General features: G+C 59.8%; 22 protein-coding genes. 16 read left to right on the top strand and 6 right to left on the bottom strand.

Annotation, left to right across the window (positions count from 1 at the left end; genetic code table 11):
* Positions 1-181: 181 nt before the first annotated feature.
* From HUO12_RS11005 to HUO12_RS11020, 4 genes are all read left to right on the top strand, one after another.
* Entirely contained in the window at positions 182-1771 is a 1590-nt protein-coding gene (locus HUO12_RS11005; protein ID WP_332310405.1) for a peptidoglycan DD-metalloendopeptidase family protein, read from the top strand.
* A gap of 73 nt (positions 1772-1844) precedes the next feature.
* Complete coding sequence (gene hemB / locus HUO12_RS11010; RefSeq protein ID WP_176273646.1) at positions 1845-2840, top strand: porphobilinogen synthase; 996 nt, start codon at positions 1845-1847, stop codon at positions 2838-2840.
* Positions 2841-2845: 5 nt separating this feature from the next.
* The gene (locus HUO12_RS11015) at positions 2846-3388 is read left to right on the top strand and encodes a GNAT family N-acetyltransferase (protein ID WP_332310406.1); all 543 of its coding nucleotides are present in this window, start codon (positions 2846-2848) and stop codon (positions 3386-3388) included.
* Positions 3385-3951, top strand: coding sequence for a gamma carbonic anhydrase family protein (locus HUO12_RS11020; RefSeq protein ID WP_176273647.1), 567 nt, complete (start codon positions 3385-3387; stop codon positions 3949-3951). Before HUO12_RS11015 ends, HUO12_RS11020 begins: the two co-directional genes overlap by 4 nt.
* Here the strand turns inward: HUO12_RS11020 and HUO12_RS11025 are convergent.
* From HUO12_RS11025 to HUO12_RS11040, 4 genes are all read right to left on the bottom strand, one after another.
* On the bottom strand, positions 3948-5546 hold the full coding sequence (locus HUO12_RS11025; protein WP_176273648.1) for a cisplatin damage response ATP-dependent DNA ligase: 1599 nt from the start codon (positions 5544-5546) through the stop codon (positions 3948-3950). The two genes, HUO12_RS11020 and HUO12_RS11025, sit on opposite strands and share 4 nt — an antisense overlap.
* Complete coding sequence (locus HUO12_RS11030; RefSeq protein ID WP_176273649.1) at positions 5547-6551, bottom strand: ligase-associated DNA damage response exonuclease; 1005 nt, start codon at positions 6549-6551, stop codon at positions 5547-5549.
* A gap of 70 nt (positions 6552-6621) precedes the next feature.
* Entirely contained in the window at positions 6622-9018 is a 2397-nt protein-coding gene (gene clpA / locus HUO12_RS11035; protein WP_176273650.1) for an ATP-dependent Clp protease ATP-binding subunit ClpA, read from the bottom strand.
* A 154-nt stretch (positions 9019-9172) separates the two neighbouring features.
* Positions 9173-9376, bottom strand: coding sequence for a DUF1192 domain-containing protein (locus HUO12_RS11040; protein WP_176273651.1), 204 nt, complete (start codon positions 9374-9376; stop codon positions 9173-9175).
* Between the two features lie 168 nt (positions 9377-9544).
* On the opposite strand from HUO12_RS11040, the gene HUO12_RS11045 reads away from it, so the two are divergent.
* The 4 genes from HUO12_RS11045 to HUO12_RS11060 all read left to right on the top strand — a co-directional run bounded on the left by HUO12_RS11045 (position 9545) and on the right by HUO12_RS11060 (position 13894).
* Positions 9545-10531, top strand: a complete 987-nt coding sequence (locus HUO12_RS11045; protein ID WP_176274428.1) for an NAD(P)H-quinone oxidoreductase — start codon at positions 9545-9547, stop codon at positions 10529-10531.
* A gap of 1 nt (position 10532) precedes the next feature.
* Positions 10533-11165, top strand: coding sequence for a glutathione S-transferase family protein (locus HUO12_RS11050; RefSeq protein ID WP_176273652.1), 633 nt, complete (start codon positions 10533-10535; stop codon positions 11163-11165).
* Between the two features lie 124 nt (positions 11166-11289).
* Entirely contained in the window at positions 11290-12120 is an 831-nt protein-coding gene (locus HUO12_RS11055) for a DUF1013 domain-containing protein (RefSeq protein WP_176273653.1), read from the top strand.
* 103 nt (positions 12121-12223) lie between these two features.
* Positions 12224-13894, top strand: a complete 1671-nt coding sequence (locus tag HUO12_RS11060; RefSeq protein WP_176273654.1) for an AMP-binding protein — start codon at positions 12224-12226, stop codon at positions 13892-13894.
* A gap of 77 nt (positions 13895-13971) precedes the next feature.
* Here the strand turns inward: HUO12_RS11060 and HUO12_RS11065 are convergent, their stop codons facing one another.
* Positions 13972-14409: a bactofilin family protein gene (locus tag HUO12_RS11065; RefSeq protein WP_176273655.1), complete on the bottom strand. Its 438-nt coding sequence runs from the start codon at positions 14407-14409 to the stop codon at positions 13972-13974.
* A gap of 16 nt (positions 14410-14425) precedes the next feature.
* Positions 14426-15463: a M23 family metallopeptidase gene (locus HUO12_RS11070; RefSeq protein ID WP_332310407.1), complete on the bottom strand. Its 1038-nt coding sequence runs from the start codon at positions 15461-15463 to the stop codon at positions 14426-14428.
* A gap of 387 nt (positions 15464-15850) precedes the next feature.
* On the opposite strand from HUO12_RS11070, the gene HUO12_RS11075 reads away from it, so the two are divergent.
* From HUO12_RS11075 to HUO12_RS11110, 8 genes are all read left to right on the top strand, one after another.
* Positions 15851-17125 (top strand): glutamate-5-semialdehyde dehydrogenase, encoded by a 1275-nt coding sequence (locus tag HUO12_RS11075; RefSeq protein WP_232367379.1) that lies wholly within the window; start codon positions 15851-15853, stop codon positions 17123-17125.
* A gap of 9 nt (positions 17126-17134) precedes the next feature.
* On the top strand, positions 17135-17782 hold the full coding sequence (locus tag HUO12_RS11080; protein WP_176273657.1) for a nicotinate-nucleotide adenylyltransferase: 648 nt from the start codon (positions 17135-17137) through the stop codon (positions 17780-17782).
* A 144-nt stretch (positions 17783-17926) separates the two neighbouring features.
* Positions 17927-18298: a ribosome silencing factor gene (rsfS, locus tag HUO12_RS11085; RefSeq protein ID WP_176274430.1), complete on the top strand. Its 372-nt coding sequence runs from the start codon at positions 17927-17929 to the stop codon at positions 18296-18298.
* Positions 18299-18427: 129 nt separating this feature from the next.
* Entirely contained in the window at positions 18428-18850 is a 423-nt protein-coding gene (locus HUO12_RS11090) for a 23S rRNA (pseudouridine(1915)-N(3))-methyltransferase RlmH (protein ID WP_176273658.1), read from the top strand.
* A gap of 4 nt (positions 18851-18854) precedes the next feature.
* A complete protein-coding gene (locus tag HUO12_RS11095; protein WP_232367380.1) occupies positions 18855-20096 on the top strand; it encodes a murein hydrolase activator EnvC family protein in 1242 nt (413 codons plus the stop codon).
* 157 nt (positions 20097-20253) lie between these two features.
* Positions 20254-21591 (top strand): S41 family peptidase, encoded by a 1338-nt coding sequence (locus tag HUO12_RS11100; RefSeq protein WP_176273660.1) that lies wholly within the window; start codon positions 20254-20256, stop codon positions 21589-21591.
* Positions 21592-21611: 20 nt separating this feature from the next.
* Entirely contained in the window at positions 21612-22091 is a 480-nt protein-coding gene (locus tag HUO12_RS11105; protein WP_176273661.1) for a disulfide bond formation protein B, read from the top strand.
* A gap of 34 nt (positions 22092-22125) precedes the next feature.
* A complete protein-coding gene (locus tag HUO12_RS11110) occupies positions 22126-22665 on the top strand; it encodes a demethoxyubiquinone hydroxylase family protein (protein WP_176273662.1) in 540 nt (179 codons plus the stop codon).
* Positions 22666-22672: the final 7 nt, after the last annotated feature.

Consider the following 22672-nt stretch of genomic DNA (forward strand, 5'->3'; position numbering starts at 1 on the left):
AAGGCAGCGATATGCCCATCAATGTCATGACGTATTGAGCGCGGTCTCAGCCGGCGTAGCTTCAGAACGCTTTGTCGCTTATGGGAATCGCCCGGTCGCAGCTTAAGCTCAAATTTACTTTGATTGCGCCAGATTTTCCGTCAGAGAGCCACAACAAGTCGGGCGCATGGGAGTAAGAGCCGTGGTCGCAAGCAGCGATCCCAATCTTGACGCGACACAATCTGCAGATCGCCGCGAAGCAGCGCACGCGCCAGCTGTGAAGCTCAAGCTCGCGCGCGCCAAAGGCCTGCGTGACCGCTTCGATGCATGGCGCGACAATGCTTCACATCGCCTGTCGAATGCTGATCTCGCGCCGGACCTTGCTTCGAACATTGGCAGCGGTCGCTGGTTCAGAGGCCTCGGCACCATGCTGGGCCTTGGAGCGATTGCGCTTGCCTTCTGGCCAAACCTCACGCCGCTTGAAGCCATGCCTGCGATGGAAATTGATGACTCCATGCAGGCTGAATTCGAGCATCAGGCAATAGCCCCGCTCGCTTTGGGGGCAAGCACAGGGACCATAGCCAAGCCGGCCGCGACGGTTATACCGCTTGCTGCGGCGCCGGAACGCCCCCAGATCAATGTCGTCACAACGCTGACCAGCGGCGATAGCATGGCAAGCACATTGCAGCGTGCGGGTGTTGGTCGTGGCGATGCCGATCGGATTGCACAGCTGGTGGCGGGAGCCATTCCACTGGAAGAGCTCAAAGCCGGCACGCAAGTCGACATTGTATTGGGTCGTCGGCCTGAGCCGGGCGCGCCGCGTCCGCTGGACCAGCTCAGTTTCCGCGCCCGCTTCGATCTGGAACTGATTGTCGATCGCAACGACCAGAACCTGTCGCTCACCCGCAATGTCATCCGCGTGGATGACACACCCCTGCGTATTCGCGGTGTCGTGGGATCTAGCCTTTACCGCTCGATGCGCGCGGCTGGCGCTCCAGCCAATGCGGTCCAGGCCTTCATTCGCACGCTCGATGATCAAGTCGACCTCAATCGGAGTGTCGCAGCGACTGACGAGTTTGACATGATCATCGCCTATCGCCGTGCTGCCACGGGCGAGCGTCAAGCTGGCGAACTGCTCTATGCCGGTATCGACCGTGGTGGCGAGCCCAAAACGCAGCTGATGCGCTGGGGCAAGGAAGGCCGCTTTTACGAAGCATCGGGCGTCGGAGAGCAACGCAGCGGTCTGGTTGCGCCCGTGCCCGGCCGGATCAGTTCGGGCTACGGCATGCGCCGCCACCCGGTCTTGGGCTATCGCCGGATGCACGCCGGAATCGACTTCCGGGCACGACACGGCACACCGATAGTCGCTGTGACAGATGGCACCGTGACGTCAGCCGGCCGCGCGGGTGGATGCGGTATCGCGGTAAGGCTCAAGCACGCCGGCAATCTCTCGACGCGCTATTGCCATATGAGCCGGATGTCGGTGCGGCGCGGCCAGACCGTCAAGCGGGGCCAAGTGATTGGCTATGTTGGTTCGACTGGCCTCTCAACCGGACCGCACCTCCATTACGAGATGTATCGCGGCAATCGCCATATCGATCCGCGTACCGTCAAGTTTGTGACCCGCGCGCAGCTTTCCGGACGAGAGTTGATGGATTTCCAAGCAGCTTTGCGCCGGCTGAAGACTGTGCCGGTTGGTGCTGCTCAAGAAGATCTGACAAAGCTGCCAAGTGAAAGTGAAGAGCCAGCGCGCGAGATCGAGAAGCTCAGCGATCCTGACGCAGTGATCTGATCTGGCGTTGCGCGGCCGAGGGCAAGCCACAAGCATTTGCAGTTGCGCGCAATTTGCGGCAACACTCGCGCCCATGACGGGATCCTATCCAAATATGCGCATGCGCCGCACCAGAGCGAGCGCCTGGAGCCGGAATCTCCACCGCGAGACACAGCTCACACCATCAGACTTGATCTGGCCCATGTTCGTGACATCGGGTGAGGACGTCGAAGAGCCCATCGCAACGCTGCCCGGTGTGTCGCGCTGGTCAGTCGACGGGATTGTCGCGCGGGCGAAAGAGGCTGTGCGTCTCGGTATTCCGGTGATCGCGCTGTTCCCCAATACGCCGCCAGACAAGCGGTCAGACGACGGGGCGGAGGCGCTCAATCCGGACAATCTGATGTGCCGCGCGATCAAAGCGGTGAAGGATACTTGCGGCGAGGACTTGGGCGTGCTGACCGATGTCGCGCTCGACCCGTATACGGCGCATGGACAAGACGGTCTCGTCAATGATGCGGGCTATGTCGTCAATGACGAGACGGTTGCTGTGCTGGTCGATCAGGCGCTCAATCAGGCCGAGGCGGGTGCTGACATCATTGCCCCCTCCGACATGATGGACGGCCGCGTTCATGCGATCCGTATCGCGCTGGAAATGAACAGCCAACCAAACGTCCAGATCATGAGCTATGCGGCGAAATATGCGAGCGCATTTTACGGCCCGTTTCGCGACGCGGTTGGCAGTGGCGGGCTGCTCAAAGGAGACAAGAAGACCTACCAGATGGACCCCGCCAATGCGGAAGAGGCTCTGCGCGAAGTGGCGCTGGATCTCGCGGAAGGCGCGGACAGCGTGATGGTCAAACCGGGGCTAGCCTATCTCGACATCATCCAGAGCGTGAAACAGCGCTTTGAAGTGCCGGTCTTCGCCTATCAGGTGTCCGGCGAATATGCGTTGATCGAGATAGGCGCGCGCGAGGGTATTGGTGACCGCGACGCCCTGCTTATGGAAAAGCTGATTGCATTCAAGCGCGCGGGCTGTTCCGGCGTCCTGACCTATCACGCGCCGGTAGCCGCCAAGCTCCTTGGAGCATAAGCTCCGTGAGCGATTTCCGTCTTGAAACCGAGCGTCTGATCTTGCGCGACTGGCGTGAGGGCGATGCCGAGGACTTCCACCGGCTGGGTTCTGATCCAGAGGTCATGGCGACCTTGGGCCCGCTCATGAGCTTCGAAGAAAGCCTCGCCCTTATCAATCGGCTCCAGGAACGCGCTGCGAGCGACGGCCATTGCATGTGGGCGGCCGAGCGGCGTTCGGATGGTCGCGTGCTTGGTTTCATCGGGGTCCAGCGCGGGCGCATCGAACCTATCGACGGAGAACTCGAAATCGGCTGGCGGCTGGCCCGTGACTGTTGGGGGCAGGGCTTGGCGACCGAAGGCGCACGCGCGACATTGGACTGGTTGAGCCGCCATCGCTCGGGCGAGCACGTTGTTGCCATCACAGCCAGTATCAACGACCGGAGTCGCGCGGTGATGGAGCGGCTCGGCATGACCCGCGATTGTGCGCGCGACTTTGACCACCCGAGTGTCGCCGAAGGCGATCCCCTGCGCCCCCATGTGACCTATGTGAAGGAACCTCCTCTATGACCACTCGTCCCGGCGTCAATATTATTCCGATCCACGGCAAGACGCCGAAGATTCACGAAACCGCCTTCATCGCTCCTGGTTGCACCATCATCGGTGACGTTGAGATCGGCGCGGCAAGCTCAATTTGGTACAATTGCGTGCTGCGCGCAGATGTCTTCAAGATCCGCATCGGAGAGCGCACCAACGTGCAGGATAGCAGTGTGCTCCATTGCGATCCGCCGCGTCCCGGCGATCCCCAAGGCAGCCCGCTCATTATCGGAGACGATGTGCTGATCGGTCACATGGCGATGGTCCATGGCTGCACTATTGAGAATCGCGGCTTTGTAGGGCTCGGCGCGATTGCTATGAACAAATCGGTGATCGGCTCTGATGCGATGCTTGCGGCAGGTGCGATGCTGACCGAAGGTAAGGTGATGGAGCCGCGGATGCTGTGGGCAGGGCGTCCCGCAAAACCCATGAAAGAGCTGTCCGATGCAGCGATTGCGGGCATGCGGATGGGCGTCGCGCATTATGCCGAGAACGCGAAGCACCATGCCGAAGCGGTGGATGAAGCGCTTTCCTAGTCGCGGATAAGGGTGCGCAAGCTTTCGATGCGGTCTGCCTCGTGCACCGGCTTGTCCCAGCGGATGCGGTGAATACGCGGAAAACGCATGGCGAGGCCTGACTTGTGACGCTTGCTTGTATGCACGCTGTCAAAGGCCACTTCGAAAACCAATGTTCGCTCTACTTCGCGCACTGGACCAAATCGGTTCAAAGTTGTTTGTCTGACTAACCGATCCAGTTTCTTGAGTTCGGCATCGGTGAAGCCTGAATAGGCTTTGCCCACGGGCAAGAGCTCTGCTCCCTGATCCGGGTCGCCATCCCAGCAACCGAAGGTGTAATCGGAATAGAAGCTCGAGCGTTTGCCGCTCCCGCGCTGCGCATACATCAGCACAGCATCGATCAGCAACGGATCGCGCTTCCATTTGTACCAGAGGTTTGCCTTGCGTCCTGCAACATAGGGCGCATCTCGGCGCTTGAGCATGAGCCCTTCAATCGCATCATCGCGGGCGCCTTCCCGGATCTCAGCCAGATGATCGAAATCGCGCGCTTCGACCAATTGCGACAGATCGAAATGCGTATCCGGCAGGCGAGGGTGGAAGCGTTCCAGCTCATCGCGGCGATGCTCCCAGGCCTTCTCGCGCAGGTCATCGCCTTCCAGGATCAGCGCATCATAGAGGCGCAAGAAGGCAGGTAGCTCGCTGAGCATTTTCTTGCTGACTGTCTTGCGACCCAAGCGTTGCTGCAGCGCGTTGAAACTAGCTGCCCCTCCTGCTTCGCCGCCTTGCGTGCTGCCGCGCACCAGCAGTTCGCCATCAAGCACGGCGGGAATGGTCAGCGCATCAAGCAATTCCGGAAATGCGCGGCTGATATCATCGCCCGAACGCGAGTAGAGGCGTGTCACGCCGCCCGCATGGACGAGCTGCACGCGGATGCCATCCCACTTCCATTCCGCTGCATAATCCTTGAGATCAACCCGGGTATCCTCCAGAGGATGGGCCAGCATGAAGGGCCGGAAGAGCGGGCGGTTCTCTGTGTCTGGTGGGTCGGCGCCATCAGCGGCCCATGCGAAGAGCTCGGCGTAGGGCGGATCCAGTGCGTGCCAATATTCCTCGACCTCTTCCACATCGACATCAAAGGCCTGCGCAAACGCAGTCTTCGCAAGCCGCGCGGATACGCCCACGCGCATGCCGCCTGTGGCGAGCTTGATCAGCGCGAACCGCCCTGCAATGTCGAGCCGGTCGAGCAGTTTAGGCAACTCGCTCATCACGGAATTGCGCGTCATTGCGCTCAGCAAATCGACAACTTCGCTGACTGACGGAGTGACCCCAATGTCGCTATCAAGGGGTTCCGGCCACAGAAGGCTCGCTGTCTCTGCCGTGTCTCCGACAAAATCGCGACTGAGGGTCCAGAGCACGGGGTCAACCCGTTCTTTCATCAGATTACGAATGGTCGAGCTTTTGACCGCAGGAAAATCGAGCGAACTTGTCAGGCCGCCGAGAGCCCAGCCACGATCCGGGTCAGGCGTTGCGCGCAAATAGTCCGCGATCAGCTGCAGCTTGCGGTTGCGGCTGGTGGTGTAGACGAGCGCGTCGAGGAGTTTGGCAAATTCCTCCACTTACTCGTCCTCTTCCTCGCGGCCGACCATGGCAAGCGCACGTGCCTTCTGCTGCGTCAACTCGCACCAGCGCAGCAAGGCATCTTCGCGGCCATGAGTGATCCACGTTTCCTGCGGATTGACCTCCGCGATGGTGTTGGCGAGTTCGTTCCAGTCAGCATGATCGGAAATGATCAACGGCAGCTCTACTCCGCGCTGACGGGCACGGCCGCGCACCCGCATCCAGCCAGAGGCCATCGCAGTGATGGGCGAAGGCAAACGCCGAGACCAACGGTCATTAAGCGCAGATGGTGGTGAGATAATAATGCTGCCACGCATGTCGTCTTTTTCGTGATCCGCCACGAGACGCAGCTCGCCCAGATCAACGCCATGCTCTTCATAGAGGCGGCACATCTTTTCCATCGCGCCGTGAAGGTAGATCGGTTGTGTGTGCCCCGCGCGCCGCAATTCCGCGATTACCCGCTGCGCCTTGCCAAGCGCGTAAGCGCCGACCTGCACACAGGCTTCGGGATTGCCTGCCAACGCTTTGGTCAGCTTTGCGATCTCGTCTTCAATCGGAGGATGGGTGAAGAGCGGTAGTCCGAAGGTCGCTTCTGTAATGAAGATATCGCACGGCATGACTTCAAAAGGCCGACACGTCGGATCTGCGCGCCGCTTATAGTCGCCAGTGATGATGACGCGCTCGCCCGCATGCTCGAGCAGGATTTGCGCGCTCCCGAGCACGTGACCTGCGGGGATATAGGTCGCATCGACGCCGCCCTTGAGGCGCACTGTCTCGCTATATTCGACCGGCGTCGCGCCATCGCGGGTGGCATAACGAAGCTCCATGATCGCGAGCGTTTCGGGCGTGGCATAAGTCTCGCCATGCCCGCCGCAAGCATGGTCGGCATGACCATGCGTGACGAGCGCCGTGTCGACCGCTTGGCTGGGATCGACCCAGGCATCTGCCGGGACAATCCGAATGCCGCTCGGATGCGGTTCGATCCAGGAAAAGGGCGCGCTCATCAGCGCACTAACGAAGGGGGCGCGGGAAAGGTTTCCCTCGCTCCGCGCCCTTTCATTGTTTCAATTGCGATTAGCTTTCGCTCTTGTCGCTCTCGCCCTTAGCATCATTGCCATCGCTTGAAGCAGCTGGAGGTGCTTTCTTGGCCGCAGGCTTTTTTTTGGCCGGCGGCTTGCGCTTGGGTTTGGCCTTAGGCGGGGCAGGCGTAAGCTCGAAGTTCGGCTTGCCATCCTTGATGCTGACATGCACTTCGCCGCCGTCAGCGAGCTTGCCGAACAACAGCTCTTCCGCGAGTGGCTGCTTGATCCGTTCTTGCAGCAGACGCCCCATCGGACGCGCACCGTAAAGCTTGTCGTAGCCTTTGTCAGCGAGCCAGCTGCGGGCATCGCTATCAAACTGGATGTGGACGTTCTGTTCAGCCAGCTGCAGTTCAAGCTGAAGGATAAACTTGTCGACCACGCGCGCAACCGTACTCTTGCCGAGATAGGCAAACGGTACAATCGCATCGAGACGGTTGCGGAATTCAGGGGTGAACATCTTCTTCACCGCTTCATCACCGGCATCGGCCTTCGAAACATCGCCAAAGCCGATACCCTGACGCGCCATGTCAGATGCACCCGCATTAGTGGTCATGATGAGGACCACATTGCGGAAATCGACCGTCTTGCCGTGATGGTCGGTCAGACGACCATTATCCATCACCTGCAGCAGGATGTTGAAGAGGTCCGGATGCGCTTTCTCGATCTCGTCGAGCAGCAGCACACAATGCGGGTTCTGATCGATCGCATCGGTGAGCAGGCCGCCTTGGTCGTATCCGACATAGCCCGGAGGCGCACCGATCAGGCGCGACACGCTGTGACGCTCCATATATTCGGACATGTCGAAGCGCTTGAGTTCAATACCCATGATGGACGCAAGCTGACGCGCGACTTCTGTCTTACCGACACCGGTTGGGCCAGAGAACAGGAAGCTGCCAATCGGCTTGTCCGGATCGCGGAGACCCGCACGGCTGAGCTTCATAGCCGTCGACAGGCGATGGATCGCCTCGTCTTGCCCGAACACAACGTGCTTCAGATCGCGCTCAAGATTTTCGAGCGCTTTCTTGTCATCCTTGCTCACTGACTTCGGCGGGATGCGCGCCATCGTTGCGATCACTGCTTCGATCTCGCGCGCAGAAATCTTCTTCTTGCGGCGGCTTGGCGGGACCAGCATCTGCATCGCGCCAACCTCGTCGATGACGTCGATCGCCTTGTCCGGCAGCTTGCGGTCATTGATGTAGCGCGCGGAGAGTTCCACTGCGGTCTTTAACGCATCGAGCGTATATTTGACTTTGTGGTGATCTTCGAAGGCCGATTTGAGGCCTTTGAGGATTTTGACGGTCTCTTCAATCGTCGGCTCGTTCACATCGATCTTCTGGAACCGGCGCAGCAGAGCGCGGTCCTTTTCGAAGTGGTTGCGGAATTCCTTGTAAGTGGTCGAGCCGACGCAGCGGATCGCGCCGGAAGACAGCGCGGGCTTTAAAAGGTTGGACGCATCCATCGCGCCACCACTGGTTGCGCCAGCGCCGATCACTGTGTGGATCTCGTCAATGAAGAGGATCGCGTCAGGCATTTGCTCAAGCTCTGCCACGACTTGCTTCAAGCGCTCTTCAAAGTCGCCGCGATACCGCGTGCCCGCCAGAAGCGCGCCCATGTCGAGCGAATAGATCACTGCATCTTGGAGCACATCCGGCACTTCGCCTTCGACGATCTTGCGCGCAAGGCCTTCTGCAATCGCGGTCTTACCAACGCCCGGATCGCCCACGTAAAGCGGGTTGTTCTTGGAGCGGCGGCACAGGATCTGGATCGTGCGATCGACTTCAGGCCCGCGGCCGATCAACGGATCGACTTTGCCGGCTTCTGCCTTCGCGTTGAGATTGACCGTGAACTGGTCGAGCGCGGTTTCCTTCTTTGCGCCGCCTTCTTTGGTTTGCTCACCATCGGCTTGCGGGCCTTCAGCGCCTTCTGCAGGCTTGGCTTCAAGCTGGCGGCCGCCTTTGCCGATGCCGTGGCTGATATAGCTCACAGCATCCAAGCGGCTCATATCCTGCTGCTGCAGGAAATAGACGGCGTAGCTGTCACGCTCGGAGAACAAGGCAACCAGCACATTCGCGCCTGTGACCGTGTCCTTGCCTGAAGACTGCACGTGCAGGATCGCGCGCTGGATCACGCGCTGGAAGCCTGCCGTGGGCTGAGGATCAGCGCCTTCTTCAGTCTTCAAGGACTGATATTCCTGGTCGAGATATTGCTTCGCGACTTCACCGAGCTCTGCCAGATCAACGCCGCATGCCGCCATCACTTGCGCTGCATCTTCATCGTCGATGAGGGCGAGCAGCAGATGCTCCAGCGTCGCATATTCATGCCGCCTTTCAGAGGCATGGCCGAGCGCGTTGTGCAGCGTGCGTTCAAGGTGTTGCGAAAAACTTGGCATGTGGGCCTTCTTTGTTTGTCCTGTTCTTATGCGGACAGGTGCGAGTCGTCTCTATAGGAAAAGTATGCGCCGGTAAGATTACCGTTCCCTGTATGCAGAGCTATATGGTTAGCCTCGCTGTAATTGCGAGTCCTGCGCAAAGGCCGCAAAACCATCACGTTCCCGGCTTCTTGAATAGCGCATCGGCGGCGCTGCGACGAGCCGCCGCTTTGTCATAATGCGCCTTTACCCGCGCGATTTCGGCTTCGAGCAAAGCTACACGCTCATCAAGCTCGTCTTGCGAATAAGGGCCGAGGTCTTCCTTGGCGAGCTTGCTCGCCGCATCGCCTTTAGGGCGCGGGAGATCGTCTAAATCCATCAGCGTGCAAGATCGCGCGCCAGCCCGCTTGCTGTCAATGCGTCACACCGCTAGTCCCCCCCAAATCGCATGAAGCTGTGACGAAGGCGCATCACAGTGCGAGAGACGCGGCCAGTTCCGGGGGCAAAATTGATCGATTCCATCGCAAATCCAGAGCTTCCTGCAGATATGCGCGCCATCGGCTTTGCAAAAGCGGGCGGTCCGGACGTGCTTGCACTGGAGCGCGCGCCTTTGCCGGAATTGAAGCCGCAGGATGTGTTGATCCGTGTTGCCTATGCAGGCGTCAACCGACCGGACTGCATCCAACGCGCAGGCCATTATCCCGCGCCTCCGGGCGCTTCGCCAATTCTGGGGCTGGAAGCTTCAGGCCAGGTGGTCGCCGTTGGCGAGGAGGCTCCATCCGAGATGCTCGGGCAATTTGTCGCCGCACTCACACCGGGCGGGGGCTATGCGGAATATTGCACCGCGCCATGGCAGCATTGCTTGCATGTGCCGGAAGAACTGCCTTTGAAAGAGGCGGCAGCGCTGCCCGAAACGCTCTTCACTGTCTGGCATAACGTCTTTGAACGCGGGCTCGCGGCCGAAGGCGACCGGCTGCTGATCCATGGCGGCACTTCCGGCATTGGCACCATGGCGATCATGCTCGCTAAGGCGTTCGATATCGAAGCGATCGTGACGTGCGGCGATGACGCCAAGTGCGAAGCCGCGCGCGCGGTCGGCGCAGACCTTGCGATCAATTACCGCGAGCAGGACTTTGTCGAAGTCGTCAAAGACCATACCGGCGGGAAGGGCGTAAACGTCGTTCTCGATATGGTTTCAGGCGACTATGTGCCGCGCAATCTCAAATGCCTTGCTGAAGACGGGCGGCATGTGACCATCGCTGTGCTGGGCGGCCCCAAGGCAGAGCTCAACATGGCGTATATCATGATGCGGCGGTTGACGTTGACGGGCTCAACGCTGCGCCCGCGTTCAGACGCGTTCAAGGCCGCGCTTGCTGACGAGATCGCACAGACCGCATGGCCGCTATTCACCTCGCGCGAGCTGAAACCGGTGATGGATCAGAGCTTTCCATTGGAGGACGCCGCTGCGGCGCATGCGCGGATGGAGGCAGGCGAACATATCGGCAAGATCATATTGGAGGTTGCGCCAAATTAGCATGAGCACTGAAAGCTACATCCTTCACGAAGACCCTCGCAGCGGCAATTGCTACAAGATCAAGCTGACCGCTGCGTTGCTCGGCATACCGCTCGAAACGCGGCAATACGATATCATTCAGGGGGAAACGCGAACGCCTGAATTTCTCGACCAGGTCAACGCCAATGGCCGCATCCCTGTTTTGCAGATTGATAGTGCGGAAGAGACTCGCTTCCTGCCTGAGAGCAACGCGGCTTGCTGGTATCTCGCGAGCGGTTCGCATTTGATCCCTGACGATCGCTTCGCACAAGCAGACATGCTGCGCTGGATGTTTTTCGAGCAGTACAATCACGAGCCGAACGTGGCGACTTTGCGTTTTTGGCTGCGATTTGTCGGTGAAGCCAACCTGTCAGACCAACAGCGCGCTCAGATCATGGCGAAGCGCATCGCGGGACAGGATGCACTCGCGCTTATGAACGACAATCTGGAGAGCCGGGCTTTCATGGCCGGAGATGCACCGACGCTCGCTGACATGGCGCTCTTTCCTTACACCCATGTAGCGGAGGAAGGCGGCTTCGGTCTCGGCAATTACCCGCATATCGAAGCCTGGATTGCTCGCATCAAGGACCTGCCCGGTTTCACCGCGATGGAGTGATCCGGGGCGCAAACACGCCCGGCATCCGCCTTCGCGCTTGCCGAATCCGTCTCGCTCGCCTATCTCCCTCTACGCAACGGCCGCTCCGCAAGGGGCGGCCCTTTTATATTCAACGGAGATTTTCATGGCCCAGGCAACCCCGCTGATGCCGCATGCCACCGCCACCTGGCTGGTTGACCACACTGGTTTGAGCTTCGAGCAGATCGCTGACTTTTGCGGCCTGCACATTCTCGAAGTGCAAGCGATGGCGGACGATCTGGCTGGCAGCAAATATACTGGCCGTGATCCGCTCCACTCCGGCGAGCTGACACAGGAAGAGATTGCCCGCGGCGAAGCCGATGAGTCTTACGAGTTGAAGATGCAGAAGGCGCCTGTTGAAGTGACTCGCACCAAGGGCCCGCGTTACACGCCGGTGTCGAAGCGTCAGGATAAGCCTGATGGCATCGCATGGCTGCTGCGCAATCACCCTGAGATTTCCGATGCACAGATTTCCAAGCTGATCGGCACGACGCGCAACACGATCAATGCGATCCGCGAGCGGAGCCACTGGAACATCCAGAATATCCAGCCGAAAGACCCTGTGACGCTCGGTCTGTGTTCGCAGCGCGAGCTTGACGCTGTGGTTGCGAAGGCTGCGAAACGCGCTGGCGTGACGGAAGCGGAAACGCCTGCTGAAGATGTCGTGATCGACAATCGCTCCGACAAGGAAAAGCTGATCGAAGAGCTGCGCGCTGAGCGTGAAGCCAATGCCAAGGCTGCTGCCGAGGCCGCCCAAGAAGCGGAAGCCGAAGCATGGCTTGAACAGAAGCGCGAAGCTGAAGCAGCTGACGAGGCCGCTGCACCGACGCCGGAAGAGGCGTTCATTGAAGCGCCTGCAGAAGAGCCGGCTGAAGAAGCAGCCCCAGAAGCAGACGCTGAGGACAGCGACGAAGACGAGAACCCGCCGACTTTATAGAGCTTGCGAGGTCTTTGCTCTTAACTCGCATTCCGCAATTTTAATCGCGCAGCGGCTCGCTTAACCGCTTGTAGAATCTCGCTTGCTAGGCCATTCAACTGACATGCCTGTCAGTAATGCGCCCTATCATCACCCAACGCCATGGGACACGCAGTTCGAACCTGTCGCGCTGCCGGATATGCTGGCGCGAACAGTCGCGAGAAATCCGGAATCACCGTTCCTCCATTTCATGGGGCGGACATACAGCTACAAGGATATCAGCAAAGAGGCGAACATCTTCGCACGTCGCCTCAAGCAATTGGGCATCGAGAAAGGCGACCGTGTCGGCCTGTTCCTACCCAACGTGCCGATCTATGCCGCAGCCTATTACGGAGCGATGATGGCAGGCGCGGTGGTTGTGAACTTCTCGCCGCTCTACACCGTTGAGGAACTCTCATGGCAGGTCGAGGACTCCGGCACAAAGCTCTTGGTCACCGTCGACGTACCCGAGTTGTACGACACCGCGAGCAAGGTATTGGAAGAGTCGAGCCTCGAGACACTCGTGGTCGGCTCGCTTGCTGAACAATTGCCAACTTTGAAGAGCCTTGCTCTGCGGCTGCTTGGGCGCAGCAAGATCGCCAAGGTCGGCTGGTCGGACAGTATTCGCGCGTGGTCGGACATCAGCTTTGATCCCACAGCGGACTTGCCCGATGTGTCGCATGAAGATCTGGCGCTGCTCCAATATACCGGCGGCACAACGGGGCGGCCAAAAGGCGCGATGCTCGGGCATGACCAACTCTCCGTGAACGCGCAGCAGGTCGCCGCGATCAATCCGTTTGGCGATGCGTACAAGGAAGTCTTCATGGGCGCGCTTCCCTTCTTCCATGTATTCGCGAACACCAGCCTCTTGAATCACGCGGTTGCGACAGGGGCATCAATTGCGATGTTGCCGCGTTTTGATGCGGGCCAGGTATTGAAGACAATCGCCAAATACAGGGCAACCGGCTTCCCCGGTGTGCCGACTATGTTTCAGGCTCTGCTCGATCATCCCGATCTGGCGAAGACTGATCTTTCCTCTTTGAAGGTTTGCATCTCGGGCGGCGCGCCGATGCCTGCTCCCGTGCATTCGAAGTTCGAAGAAGTCACCGGCGTTCGCGTTGTCGAAGGCTATGGCTTGACGGAGAGCTCCGGGGTGGTTTCCGTCAATCCTTACGCGGGCATGCGCAAAAAAGGCACGATCGGGCAGCTGGTGGCCGGCACTGAAGTCGTGTTCCTCGACAAGGAAGATCCGAACACTCTTGCGCCCGAGGGCGAGCCTGGAGAGCTCGCTGTTCACGGCCCGCAGATCATGCGTGGGTACTGGAACAGGCCCGATGCTTCGGACGCAACCTTCGTTACGCGCGGCAACAAGGCCTATTTGCGCACGGGCGATGTCGCGACATTGGATGAAGATGGCTTCCTTGAGATCGTTGACCGGATCAAGGACATGATTGCGGTCGGGGGTTTCAAGGTCTTCCCGAGCCAGGTTGAAGATGTCCTGTTGGAACATGCCGCCGTCAAAGAGGCGCTCGTGATCGGTGTGCCGCACGATTATCTCGGCGAGATGCCGCGCGCTTACATCACCCTGCAGGACGGCGCCGATGATAGCGTTGAAGCGCTCGCTGAATGGCTTAATGGCCATGTCGGCAAGCATGAGCGGGTGGAAAGCATCGTTATCCGCGACGAATTGCCCAAGACGCTGGTCGGAAAGCTTGATCGCAAGGCTCTGCGCGCGGAAGTGTTCGGCAACAGCTGAGATCCGGCGGCGCAAACAAAAAGGGCGCTGCCATTTCTGGCGCGCCCTTTTCGCACAAGCCCGTTTAAGGGTTGAGCTCAGCCAGCAAGGCTTAGCTTGGGCTCATCACCCGAACCGTTTCCCTCAGCACTCGCTTCGGGTGCTTTGGACTTGGCAGGAACCGCGTCGTTCTGGCGGCGCTGCGGTGTGCTGTGTGCGAAGCGACCTTCCACTTGTGCGCCTTGCTCGATGGTCAGCGCGTCATAAGCAACATCGCCGTCGATGCGCGCGCTCTTGAGGATCACCAATTCGCGCGCTTTGATGGAGCCAGTGACTTTGCCGGCAAGCCGTGCGGTTTCCGCTTCGATCCCGCCGGTTACGTGGCTGCTTTCGCCCTGGACCAGGCTCGCGCATTTGATGTCGCCTTCAACCTTGCCGTCAATGTGCAGATCAGCTGACGCTTCGACATCGCCGCGAATCGAAACATCCGAGCCGAGCACGGAGAAAGTGGATGAGTTGTTGTTGCGGGTCGCCATAGGGGGAATCTCCGGTTCAGCGGGACGCGAGCTCTGTCGGGCGTCGGACTTCTTCGAGAACATCTGGCACGGTCTCCAGAAAGAAGCGCGGATTGACCGCGCGGTCATTGATACGCACCTCGAAGTGGAGATGCGGCCCGGTCGAACGGCCGGTTGAGCCGATGGCGCCGATCAGGTCGCCAGCGGAAACTTGGTCTCCCACTTTCGCATGGAAGCGAGACATGTGGGCATAGCGGGTGATTACGCCATTTCCATGGCGGATCTCTACGGTCTTGCCGTAGCCTGCCTTGTGGCCAACAAAGCTTACGACGCCTTTGCCGGTCGAATAGATGTCAGAACCGGTTGGCCCTTTGAAGTCGAGCCCGCGATGCATGGCTGCGCGGCGCGTGAACGGATCGCGGCGCGGGCCAAAGCCCGAGGAAATGGTTGTTTGCTGAGCGCTTGTCGGCATGACTTGGGGCAAGCCGTCCAAACCGTTTTCTAGCGCAGTCATCCGCGCAAGGCTAAGGCCCAAGCGCTCGAAACGCGGGTCAATCGAGCCGTCAGCAGAGGTTGAAAGCAATTCCAGCGGACCACCCATCGCATCGCGTTCAGCGCGGCTTACGATTGCTTTGGGATCGAGACCGAGTTTCTGGATGCCTTTTGCAGCGCGCGCCGAGCGTTGGTCGGCAAACTTGGTCAAGCGCTCGACGAATGCGATCTGGCGGGCTTCAATGGTTGCGAGGCCAACGGCTTCTGGGAAAGAAGCACCGACCTTCTCGATCATCTCGGCAGCTTCACCCGATGAATCAGTGACAGTGCCCTTTTCCAGCGCATCGACCGGTAAAGCATCCGTGATGCCTTCCAGAAATTCCTGACGGCGTTGAAGATCGTCGGCAACTGCCTGCAGGTTTTCGCCGTAAGCTGCGCGACGCTCCTCTGCCGTAGCAACCTTGGCCTCACGCTCCAGCAGCGACAGCCGGTTCGCTTCAGCCTGATACTTGGTCCACGCCATCGCGCCGAGCGACAGCGCCCAGCCGATCAGCAAGCCGAGCACCACCGCGGCGGCAGCCATCTGCACACGCGACGACACTTTGATAAAGCGAACATGTCCCTGCGAGCGCATAAAAAACTCGCGATCCGGGAACCAGGAACGCACACGGTCCAACCAACCGTTAGCTTTTGCGTTTCTGAACAAAGCGAACCCTCATTGACGGCGATCATTTTTGATCTGTGGACGCGGTATAGCGGGCCTAGCCGTTAGGGCCATATAAAGTATTAATGCGCGGGGTGAGATGCGCACATGATGCGGTGAGTTGTGAAAAGCGCATGCTTGGTAAACAGATCGCCTGCAAATCTTCACTCTAATGCAAGCAGAATCACCAAGCATATCGAAAAGATTCAGGGCACTTTTCATCCAGGACTGACAGCTTGGCAGGAGGCTGCTATGCGGGCCGGTGTTATGGCCAGTGCAGCGAATCTTAGCTCCGATCCGGCGGCGACTATCGCCGATCTCGCAACCTCAGCGCGTAGCGCGCAGCGTGTGCTCGCAACCATGCCGAGCGAGGCCAAGCAAGCCGCGCTGATGAAAGCGGCGGAGGCCGTGCGTGAAGACGAAAGCGCAATTCTGGCCGCCAACGCGCAGGACATGGCAGCAGGCGAAGCCAACGGTCTGACGTCTGCCATGCTCGACCGCTTGAAACTGGACGAAGCGCGGTTGGAAGGGATTGCAAGCGCGGTCGAAGCTGTCGCGCAGCTCGCCGATCCGGTGGGCGATGTGATTGATCAGAGCGAGCGACCCAATGGCTTGAAGCTGGCACGGGTACGCATTCCTATCGGTACGATCGGGATCATTTATGAAAGCCGCCCCAATGTGACCGCTGATGCAGCGGCGCTGTGTGTACGCTCAGGCAATGCTGCGATCCTGCGCGGCGGCAGCGAAGCGGTGCATTCCAATCGCGCGATTGCCGCAGCGATGGCGCGCGGCCTTGCGGCCGGCGGGATTCCTGAAGGCGCAGTGCAGCTCGTGCCGACGCAGGACCGCGAAGCAGTCGGCGCAATGCTGACAGCGGCAGGCCAGATCGACATGATTGTCCCGCGCGGCGGCAAGAGCCTCGTTGCGCGCGTCCAGAACGATGCCCGCGTGCCGGTGCTCGCGCACCTTGATGGTATTTGTCACACCTATATCCATTCGGCGGCTGACCCGCAGATGGCGCGCGATCTCGCGCTTAATGCGAAAATGCGGCGCACAGGCATTTGCGGCGCGATGGAGACACTGCTGCTCGATACGTGCTTTCCCGAGGCGGCGAGCGTGGTCGCGGCACTCATCGATGCAGGCTGCGAAGTGCGCGGGGACGCGCGCGTTCAAGCGCTCGAAACGCGAGTGACACCTGCCAGCGACAATGACTGGGATACCGAATATCTCGAAGCGGTTGTGTCTGCCGCCATGGTGGACGGCGTTGAAGATGCGATGGCGCATATCGCGCGGCATTCCTCAGGCCATACCGAGGCCATCGTCACGTCCGATGAAACGGCAGCAGAGCGGTTCCTCGCTCAAGTGGATTCCGCCATCGTCATGCACAATGCCTCGACACAATATGCTGATGGCGGCGAGTTTGGTTTGGGCGCGGAGATCGGCATCGCTACCGGCCGCTTGCATGCACGCGGACCGGTCGCGCTCGAAGGGCTTACCACTTACAAATGGCAAGTGCGCGGCAGCGGGCAAGCGCGCCCGTAAGCGCCTCATATGGCTCAGCTTACCGGACTTCTTGGCGGCAGTTTCAATCCTGCGCATGGCGGGCATCGCCGCATCACGCGCTTTGCGATTGATGCGCTCGGCCTTGATGAGGCCTGGTGGCTGGTCTCGCCCGGCAATCCTTTAAAACCGAAGAAAGGCATGGCGCCGCTCGCCGCTCGCCTCAGAAGCGCTCAGCAGATGGCGCGTCGCGCCCCTATTACAGCCACGGCAGTGGAGCGAAAATTGGGCACGCGCTACACTGTCGAAACGCTTGCTGCGCTCAAGCGCCGCTACCCCAAACGCGACTTTGTATGGCTGATGGGCTCTGACAATCTCGCGCAGTTCCATCTGTGGAAAGACTGGCGACGGATCGCGGCAATGATGCCGATTGCAGTGATCGCACGTCCCGGTTATGATGCCGATGCCTTGGCGAGCCCCGCCATGGCCTGGCTCAGGCGGTATCGCATGTCGCTCGCCAGTTTCCGAAACGGGGGCTACAGGAGCGCACCGGCACTGGTGTTTTTGCGTTTTGATCCTGATCCGCGCTCAGCCACGGCGATCCGCCGCGCTGATCCGAATTGGGCCGCAAGACATGCCGGAAAATCTGCAAGAGACGGGCTCACGCATCGCTTGGTTTCAAGCGAGGGGGAGCCATGAGGCGAGGCTCACACGGTTGGCCTTATCCTCATCTTGCGTTCAGCGCTTTTGTGTCATCCGATTCCACATTTGGGAGTATAAAATCCGCCTATGAACCAGGCGCAAAACACTGTGGCTTCGGCCGAGAACGCAAAGGTAGTCGCAATGGCCGCTAACTCATTAGATCTGTCTCCGGACGCGCTGCATGCGCTCGTCATGAGCCAATTGGATGATGACCAGGCGCAAGAGATCGTTACGATCCCGCTCGCTGGGAAAAGTTCGATTGCCGATCACATGGTGATCGCATCAGGTCGTTCGACACGGCAAGTGGCCTCCATCGCGCAAAAGCTGGCCGAGAAGATCAAGCAGGCTGGCTTTGGCCCTGCGCGGGTTGAAGGCCTTCCGGCCGCTGACTGGGTGCTGATCGATGCAGGCGATGTGGTCGTGCATCTTTTCCGTCCGGAAGTGCGCAGCTTTTACAATCTGGAGCGGATGTGGGCGCTAGGCGATGCGCCGGATGCTGCAATAAGTAGTTAGGAAGTAGCGCAACTGGCGCGCCGCGAAGCGGCCAGAGGGCGAACGCCCGACCGCAGCTGCCCTGCAGCGTAGCGGAGGGAATAGCAGCGAGGACGCCCGCGCGGATGCGCGGGCGAAAGACCAAAAACAATGCTCCTTCACATCATCGCACGTGGAAAAATTGCTCGCTCGCCTGAAGCGGAGCTTGTCGGGCGCTATGAAAAGCGGATCACCTGGGGTCTCAAGCTGACTGAGCTGCCGGAAACCGGCGGGCGCATTCCCGAGGCGCAAACGCCTTACAAGACTGTGCTCCTTGATGAGCGCGGCAAAAACCTTTCCTCTGAAGAGCTGGCCGAGATTATCGGGCGCTGGCGCGATGACGGTATGCGGGAGGCGCGCTTTGTGCTCGGCGCGGCTGACGGGCATTCCAGGGAAGAGCGCGCTAACGCCGATCTCTTGCTCGCTTTCGGCAAAGCGACATGGCCGCATCTGATGGCACGCGCGATGCTGGCGGAGCAGCTTTATCGCGCAACGACAATCCTTGCAGGCCATCCCTATCATCGGGCAGGATAGCGCCATGCGCGCGATGGCTTCAGTTTTGGGAATAGTGCTCTTATGCGGTGCGGCCATCACGGCTGTGCCTGCATTGACCGGCGCGCAAACCGATTTCGCGTCAGGCGCACGCGGCAGCGAGGCTGCTGATGCGCGCATGTCCTTGAAGGAAGCCCAGGATGCTGCCGCTGCGGCTGCGGAGCGCGCAGAGGCTCTCAACGCCGAAGCGCGTGAAGCGAGCGAAGCCGAAGAGCAAACGCAGGCACAAGCGGCTGCGCTGGCTGCGGAAATCCAGCAATCCGAAGCGCAAATTCAAGCCGCTGAAGCGCGCATTGCCTTGATCGCGACACAACGCGAAGAGCTCGATGCGAGGCTTGCTGAGAAGAGCCAGCCACTAACGCGATTAGCGGCGGCTTTGCAGAATATGGCGCGCCGGCCTCTGGCGCTGTCAGCCTTGCGGCCCGGCTCCCTGAAAGACACCGTCTATGTCCGCGCTGTGCTGTCTACCACTATGCCGGAGGTCCGCAGTCGCACAGAAGGGCTGCGTGAGGATATCGCGGAAGGCGAAGCGCTGAAAGCAGAGACGGAAATGGCACTTGCTGAACTGCGCGAAGGTGAAGGCGAACTCGAAGAACGCCGTGCACAATTAAATGCACTTGCCGCACAGCAACGCATTGCGGGCCGCGAAGTGCGCGGGGCAGCAGCGCGCGAAAATGAACGCGCACTCGAGCTGGCGGAACAGGCCCGCGATCTCGACGCGCTCGTCGGGCAGTTGGATGCAGCGACCGGCTTGCGCGAAGAGCTTGCACAATTTCCGGGGCCAATCATGCGGCCTGCCCGGCCTGAAGATGCGCGGGTAGAGGCGCGTCCTTCCATCGATCTTGGCAGTGCCCCCGGCGGCGGCCCGCCTCAGCTGCAGCTGCCTGTTCAAGGTCGCACTGTCACCGGATTTGGCGAGCGTGCGGCTGATGGTCTTCGCAGCGCCGGCTTGACGCTCGCCCCGCGCGGCAATGCACAAGTGATCGCGCCAGCGCGCGGACGGATTGCTTTCGCAGGGCCCTATCGCGGCTATGGCCAGATCGTGATTATCGCGCATGATGATGGGTGGACGAGCCTTGTGACGGGCCTTGCCAATGCCGAGGTACAAGCGGGCGATGAAGTGATTGGCGGGAGCCCGATCGGCCTTGCAGGTGTGCGAAATCCGCGAATCACGCTGGAATTGCGGCGCAATGGTTCTGCGGTCAATCCGCTGCAATATTTGCGCTGACTCGGAGCGTTACGTCTGAAATTCGCTTCAAATTCACTGTATTTTTCGACGAATGGGTGATCAGAGCCTTCAGGTGGAGCGCCAGAAAGCCGCTCTCATCTGGCATTAAGGCATTTCGCGTTATAGGTTGATGCGAAGACTAAGGAGCTTTTGCGCCATGAAACTGCCCGCCTTGCTGAAGAACACAGCGCTTATCGCCACTGGAGCCATATTGGCGACCACTACGACTGTGGTTGCACAAAGCAATAGCCGCCAGAATGATGAGTTTGCGAAGCTGTTTGCGGTCTATCAGCGCATTCAGGCTAGCTATGTCGAGCCGGTTGAAGATGAAAAGCTGATCCGCGGCGCGATTGACGGCATGCTTTCTTCGCTCGATCCGCATTCCTCTTACATCGATGGCGCGGAGATGCGGCGGCTCTCGACACTGATCGACGGCAATTATTCAGGCCTCGGTCTGTCAGTCATTTCCGATGACGGCGCGGTCAAGATCATCTCGCCTTTCCGCGGTAGTCCGGCAGACAAAGCAGGCCTTAAGGCGGGCGACTATATCACGCATCTGGATGGCGACCTCATCTATGGCGGCGATCTGGACGAAGCGGTCAACCGCATGCGCGGCCCGGCCGGCACCTCGATCCGCCTGACTGTCTTCCGCGCCGGCCGTGACGAACCGTTTGACGTCGAAGTGACGCGCGGTGTGATCGAGCTTGAGCCGGTTACGCACGAATTGTCTGCTGGCAATATCGGCGTAATCACAGTCAATGAATTCTCGCGCGATGTCGGCAGAGACGTCTATACCGCTTGGGACGCATTGCAGGAAGAAGCCACCGGTCGTTTGAACGGGCTGGTGCTCGACCTGCGCTCCAATCCCGGCGGCTCGCTGGATGAGGCAGTCGCGCTCTCTGATCTGTTCCTCGATGAAGGCCGGATCGTATCGCAGCGTGGGCGCGCTCGCGGCGAGACACTGCTCTATGATGCAGAATCAGTGTTCCGCGGCGACATGGCGGAAGATGTGCCGATCATCGTGTTGATCGATGCGGGCTCGGCCTCAGCGGCGGAAATTGTAGCAGGCGCATTGCAGGATCACCGCCGCGCGCTGGTCATGGGTGAGCGTAGCTTCGGCAAAGGCAGTGTGCAGACGCTTCTGCCACTGAGCCGCGAGACAGCATTGAAACTGACAACCGCGCGCTACTTCACGCCGTCAGGCCATTCGGTGCAGGAAGGCGGGATCAAGCCCGATATCATCATCCCGCAGCTGTCCGATCCTGACTATGCCAAGCGCAAAAAGTATACGATGCGCGAAAGCGATCTGCGCGGTCATCTGGTGAACGAGCTGGGCCTCAAGGATGAAGAGCTGGAAAGCGATGATCTGGCTGATCCGCGCTTCCAGAAAACCGCCGAAGAGCTTGAAGCGGAAGGCGTTGAAGATTTCCAGTTGCATTACGCGCTGGAAACGTTGCGCCGAACAACACCAAGCGCTGTGGCATTGCGCAAGTAACACTACTATAGCTTCGGCCGATGGCTGACGCAGAACGCACACAACGAGGGCTCTGGATCGCACAGGCGATCGCGGTGGCGGTCCCCGCTGCACTGCTGGGCGGCGCTTACGTGTCGCAATATGTGTTTGAACTTTACCCGTGCGAGATGTGCTGGTGGCAGCGCTATCCGCATTTCGCCGCGATTGTGCTGGCGATGCTGTCGCTGTTTGTGGCCCCTAAACGCTTGTGGGTCTCGCTCGCGGGGATCGCGATCATCATTTCCGGCCTTATCGGCGGCTTTCATGCCGGCGTTGAATATGGCTGGTGGGAAGGCATCACGCAGTGCGCTACAGTGATCGAGCCGGGGCAGGACCCGATGGAAGCGATCCTCAATGCGCCATTGGTGCGCTGCGATTCGGCACCGTGGGACCTGTTCGGCGTTAGTCTGGCAGGATACAATTTCCTCATCTCCTGCGGGGCAGGGCTGGCTGTGCTCTGGTTCGCGTTGAAGCGGGGTTGAGGCGAAAGACGATCAGGAAAGAGAAGAAACGAATATGACCACGAGCCCGCGCATCTCCAAAGAAGAATTGCACCGCATGATCCGCGTCGATCAGGCAGGCGAGTTTGGCGCGACGCGAATTTACGAAGGCCAGCTCGCCGTCATGGGCGATCGCGGCCCGCATGCAGCAGAGATCGCTGGAATGGCAGCCCAGGAAGAGGGCCACCGCGCCAAATTCGATGCGCTCATGGCAGAGCGCGGTGTTCGCCCGACGGTCCTGCGCCCATTCTGGTCTGCCGCAGGCTATGCGCTGGGCGCGACCACAGCCTTGATTGGCCCTGAGGCCGCGATGGCGTGCACTGCGGCTGTCGAAGAAGAAATCGATAAGCATTACTCCGACCAGCTTGACCGCTTGCAGGAAACCAATGCCGATCCCGAGCTTGCGGAAATGATTGAAGAATTCCGCGAAGACGAGCGTGAGCACCGCGACGCGGCACTGGCAGCTGGTGCAGAGCGTGCACCGGCCTATCCGCTACTCGCCGGCGTGATCCGGCTGGGTTGCCGTGCAGCCATCAAGCTGGCTGAACGCATTTAATCTTCTC

Origin of the sequence: Altererythrobacter lutimaris (genome assembly GCF_013371495.1) — a bacterium.
Taxonomy (GTDB): Bacteria; Pseudomonadota; Alphaproteobacteria; order Sphingomonadales; family Sphingomonadaceae; genus Erythrobacter; species Erythrobacter lutimaris_A.

Coding starts and splice junctions, on each gene's coding strand:
- hemB (WP_176273646.1), top strand. CDS start 1,845: ATGACGGGATCCTATCCAAATATGCGCATGCGCCGCACCAGAGCGAGC.
- HUO12_RS11020 (WP_176273647.1), top strand. CDS start 3,385: ATGACCACTCGTCCCGGCGTCAATATTATTCCGATCCACGGCAAGACG.
- HUO12_RS11030 (WP_176273649.1), bottom strand. CDS start 6,551: ATGAGCGCGCCCTTTTCCTGGATCGAACCGCATCCGAGCGGCATTCGG.
- clpA (WP_176273650.1), bottom strand. CDS start 9,018: ATGCCAAGTTTTTCGCAACACCTTGAACGCACGCTGCACAACGCGCTC.
- HUO12_RS11040 (WP_176273651.1), bottom strand. CDS start 9,376: ATGGATTTAGACGATCTCCCGCGCCCTAAAGGCGATGCGGCGAGCAAG.
- HUO12_RS11045 (WP_176274428.1), top strand. CDS start 9,545: ATGCGCGCCATCGGCTTTGCAAAAGCGGGCGGTCCGGACGTGCTTGCA.
- HUO12_RS11050 (WP_176273652.1), top strand. CDS start 10,533: ATGAGCACTGAAAGCTACATCCTTCACGAAGACCCTCGCAGCGGCAAT.
- HUO12_RS11055 (WP_176273653.1), top strand. CDS start 11,290: ATGGCCCAGGCAACCCCGCTGATGCCGCATGCCACCGCCACCTGGCTG.
- HUO12_RS11060 (WP_176273654.1), top strand. CDS start 12,224: ATGCCTGTCAGTAATGCGCCCTATCATCACCCAACGCCATGGGACACG.
- HUO12_RS11065 (WP_176273655.1), bottom strand. CDS start 14,409: ATGGCGACCCGCAACAACAACTCATCCACTTTCTCCGTGCTCGGCTCG.
- HUO12_RS11070 (WP_332310407.1), bottom strand. CDS start 15,463: ATGGCTGCCGCCGCGGTGGTGCTCGGCTTGCTGATCGGCTGGGCGCTG.
- HUO12_RS11075 (WP_232367379.1), top strand. CDS start 15,851: ATGGCCAGTGCAGCGAATCTTAGCTCCGATCCGGCGGCGACTATCGCC.
- HUO12_RS11080 (WP_176273657.1), top strand. CDS start 17,135: ATGGCTCAGCTTACCGGACTTCTTGGCGGCAGTTTCAATCCTGCGCAT.
- rsfS (WP_176274430.1), top strand. CDS start 17,927: ATGGCCGCTAACTCATTAGATCTGTCTCCGGACGCGCTGCATGCGCTC.
- HUO12_RS11090 (WP_176273658.1), top strand. CDS start 18,428: ATGCTCCTTCACATCATCGCACGTGGAAAAATTGCTCGCTCGCCTGAA.
- HUO12_RS11095 (WP_232367380.1), top strand. CDS start 18,855: ATGCGCGCGATGGCTTCAGTTTTGGGAATAGTGCTCTTATGCGGTGCG.
- HUO12_RS11100 (WP_176273660.1), top strand. CDS start 20,254: ATGAAACTGCCCGCCTTGCTGAAGAACACAGCGCTTATCGCCACTGGA.
- HUO12_RS11105 (WP_176273661.1), top strand. CDS start 21,612: ATGGCTGACGCAGAACGCACACAACGAGGGCTCTGGATCGCACAGGCG.
- HUO12_RS11110 (WP_176273662.1), top strand. CDS start 22,126: ATGACCACGAGCCCGCGCATCTCCAAAGAAGAATTGCACCGCATGATC.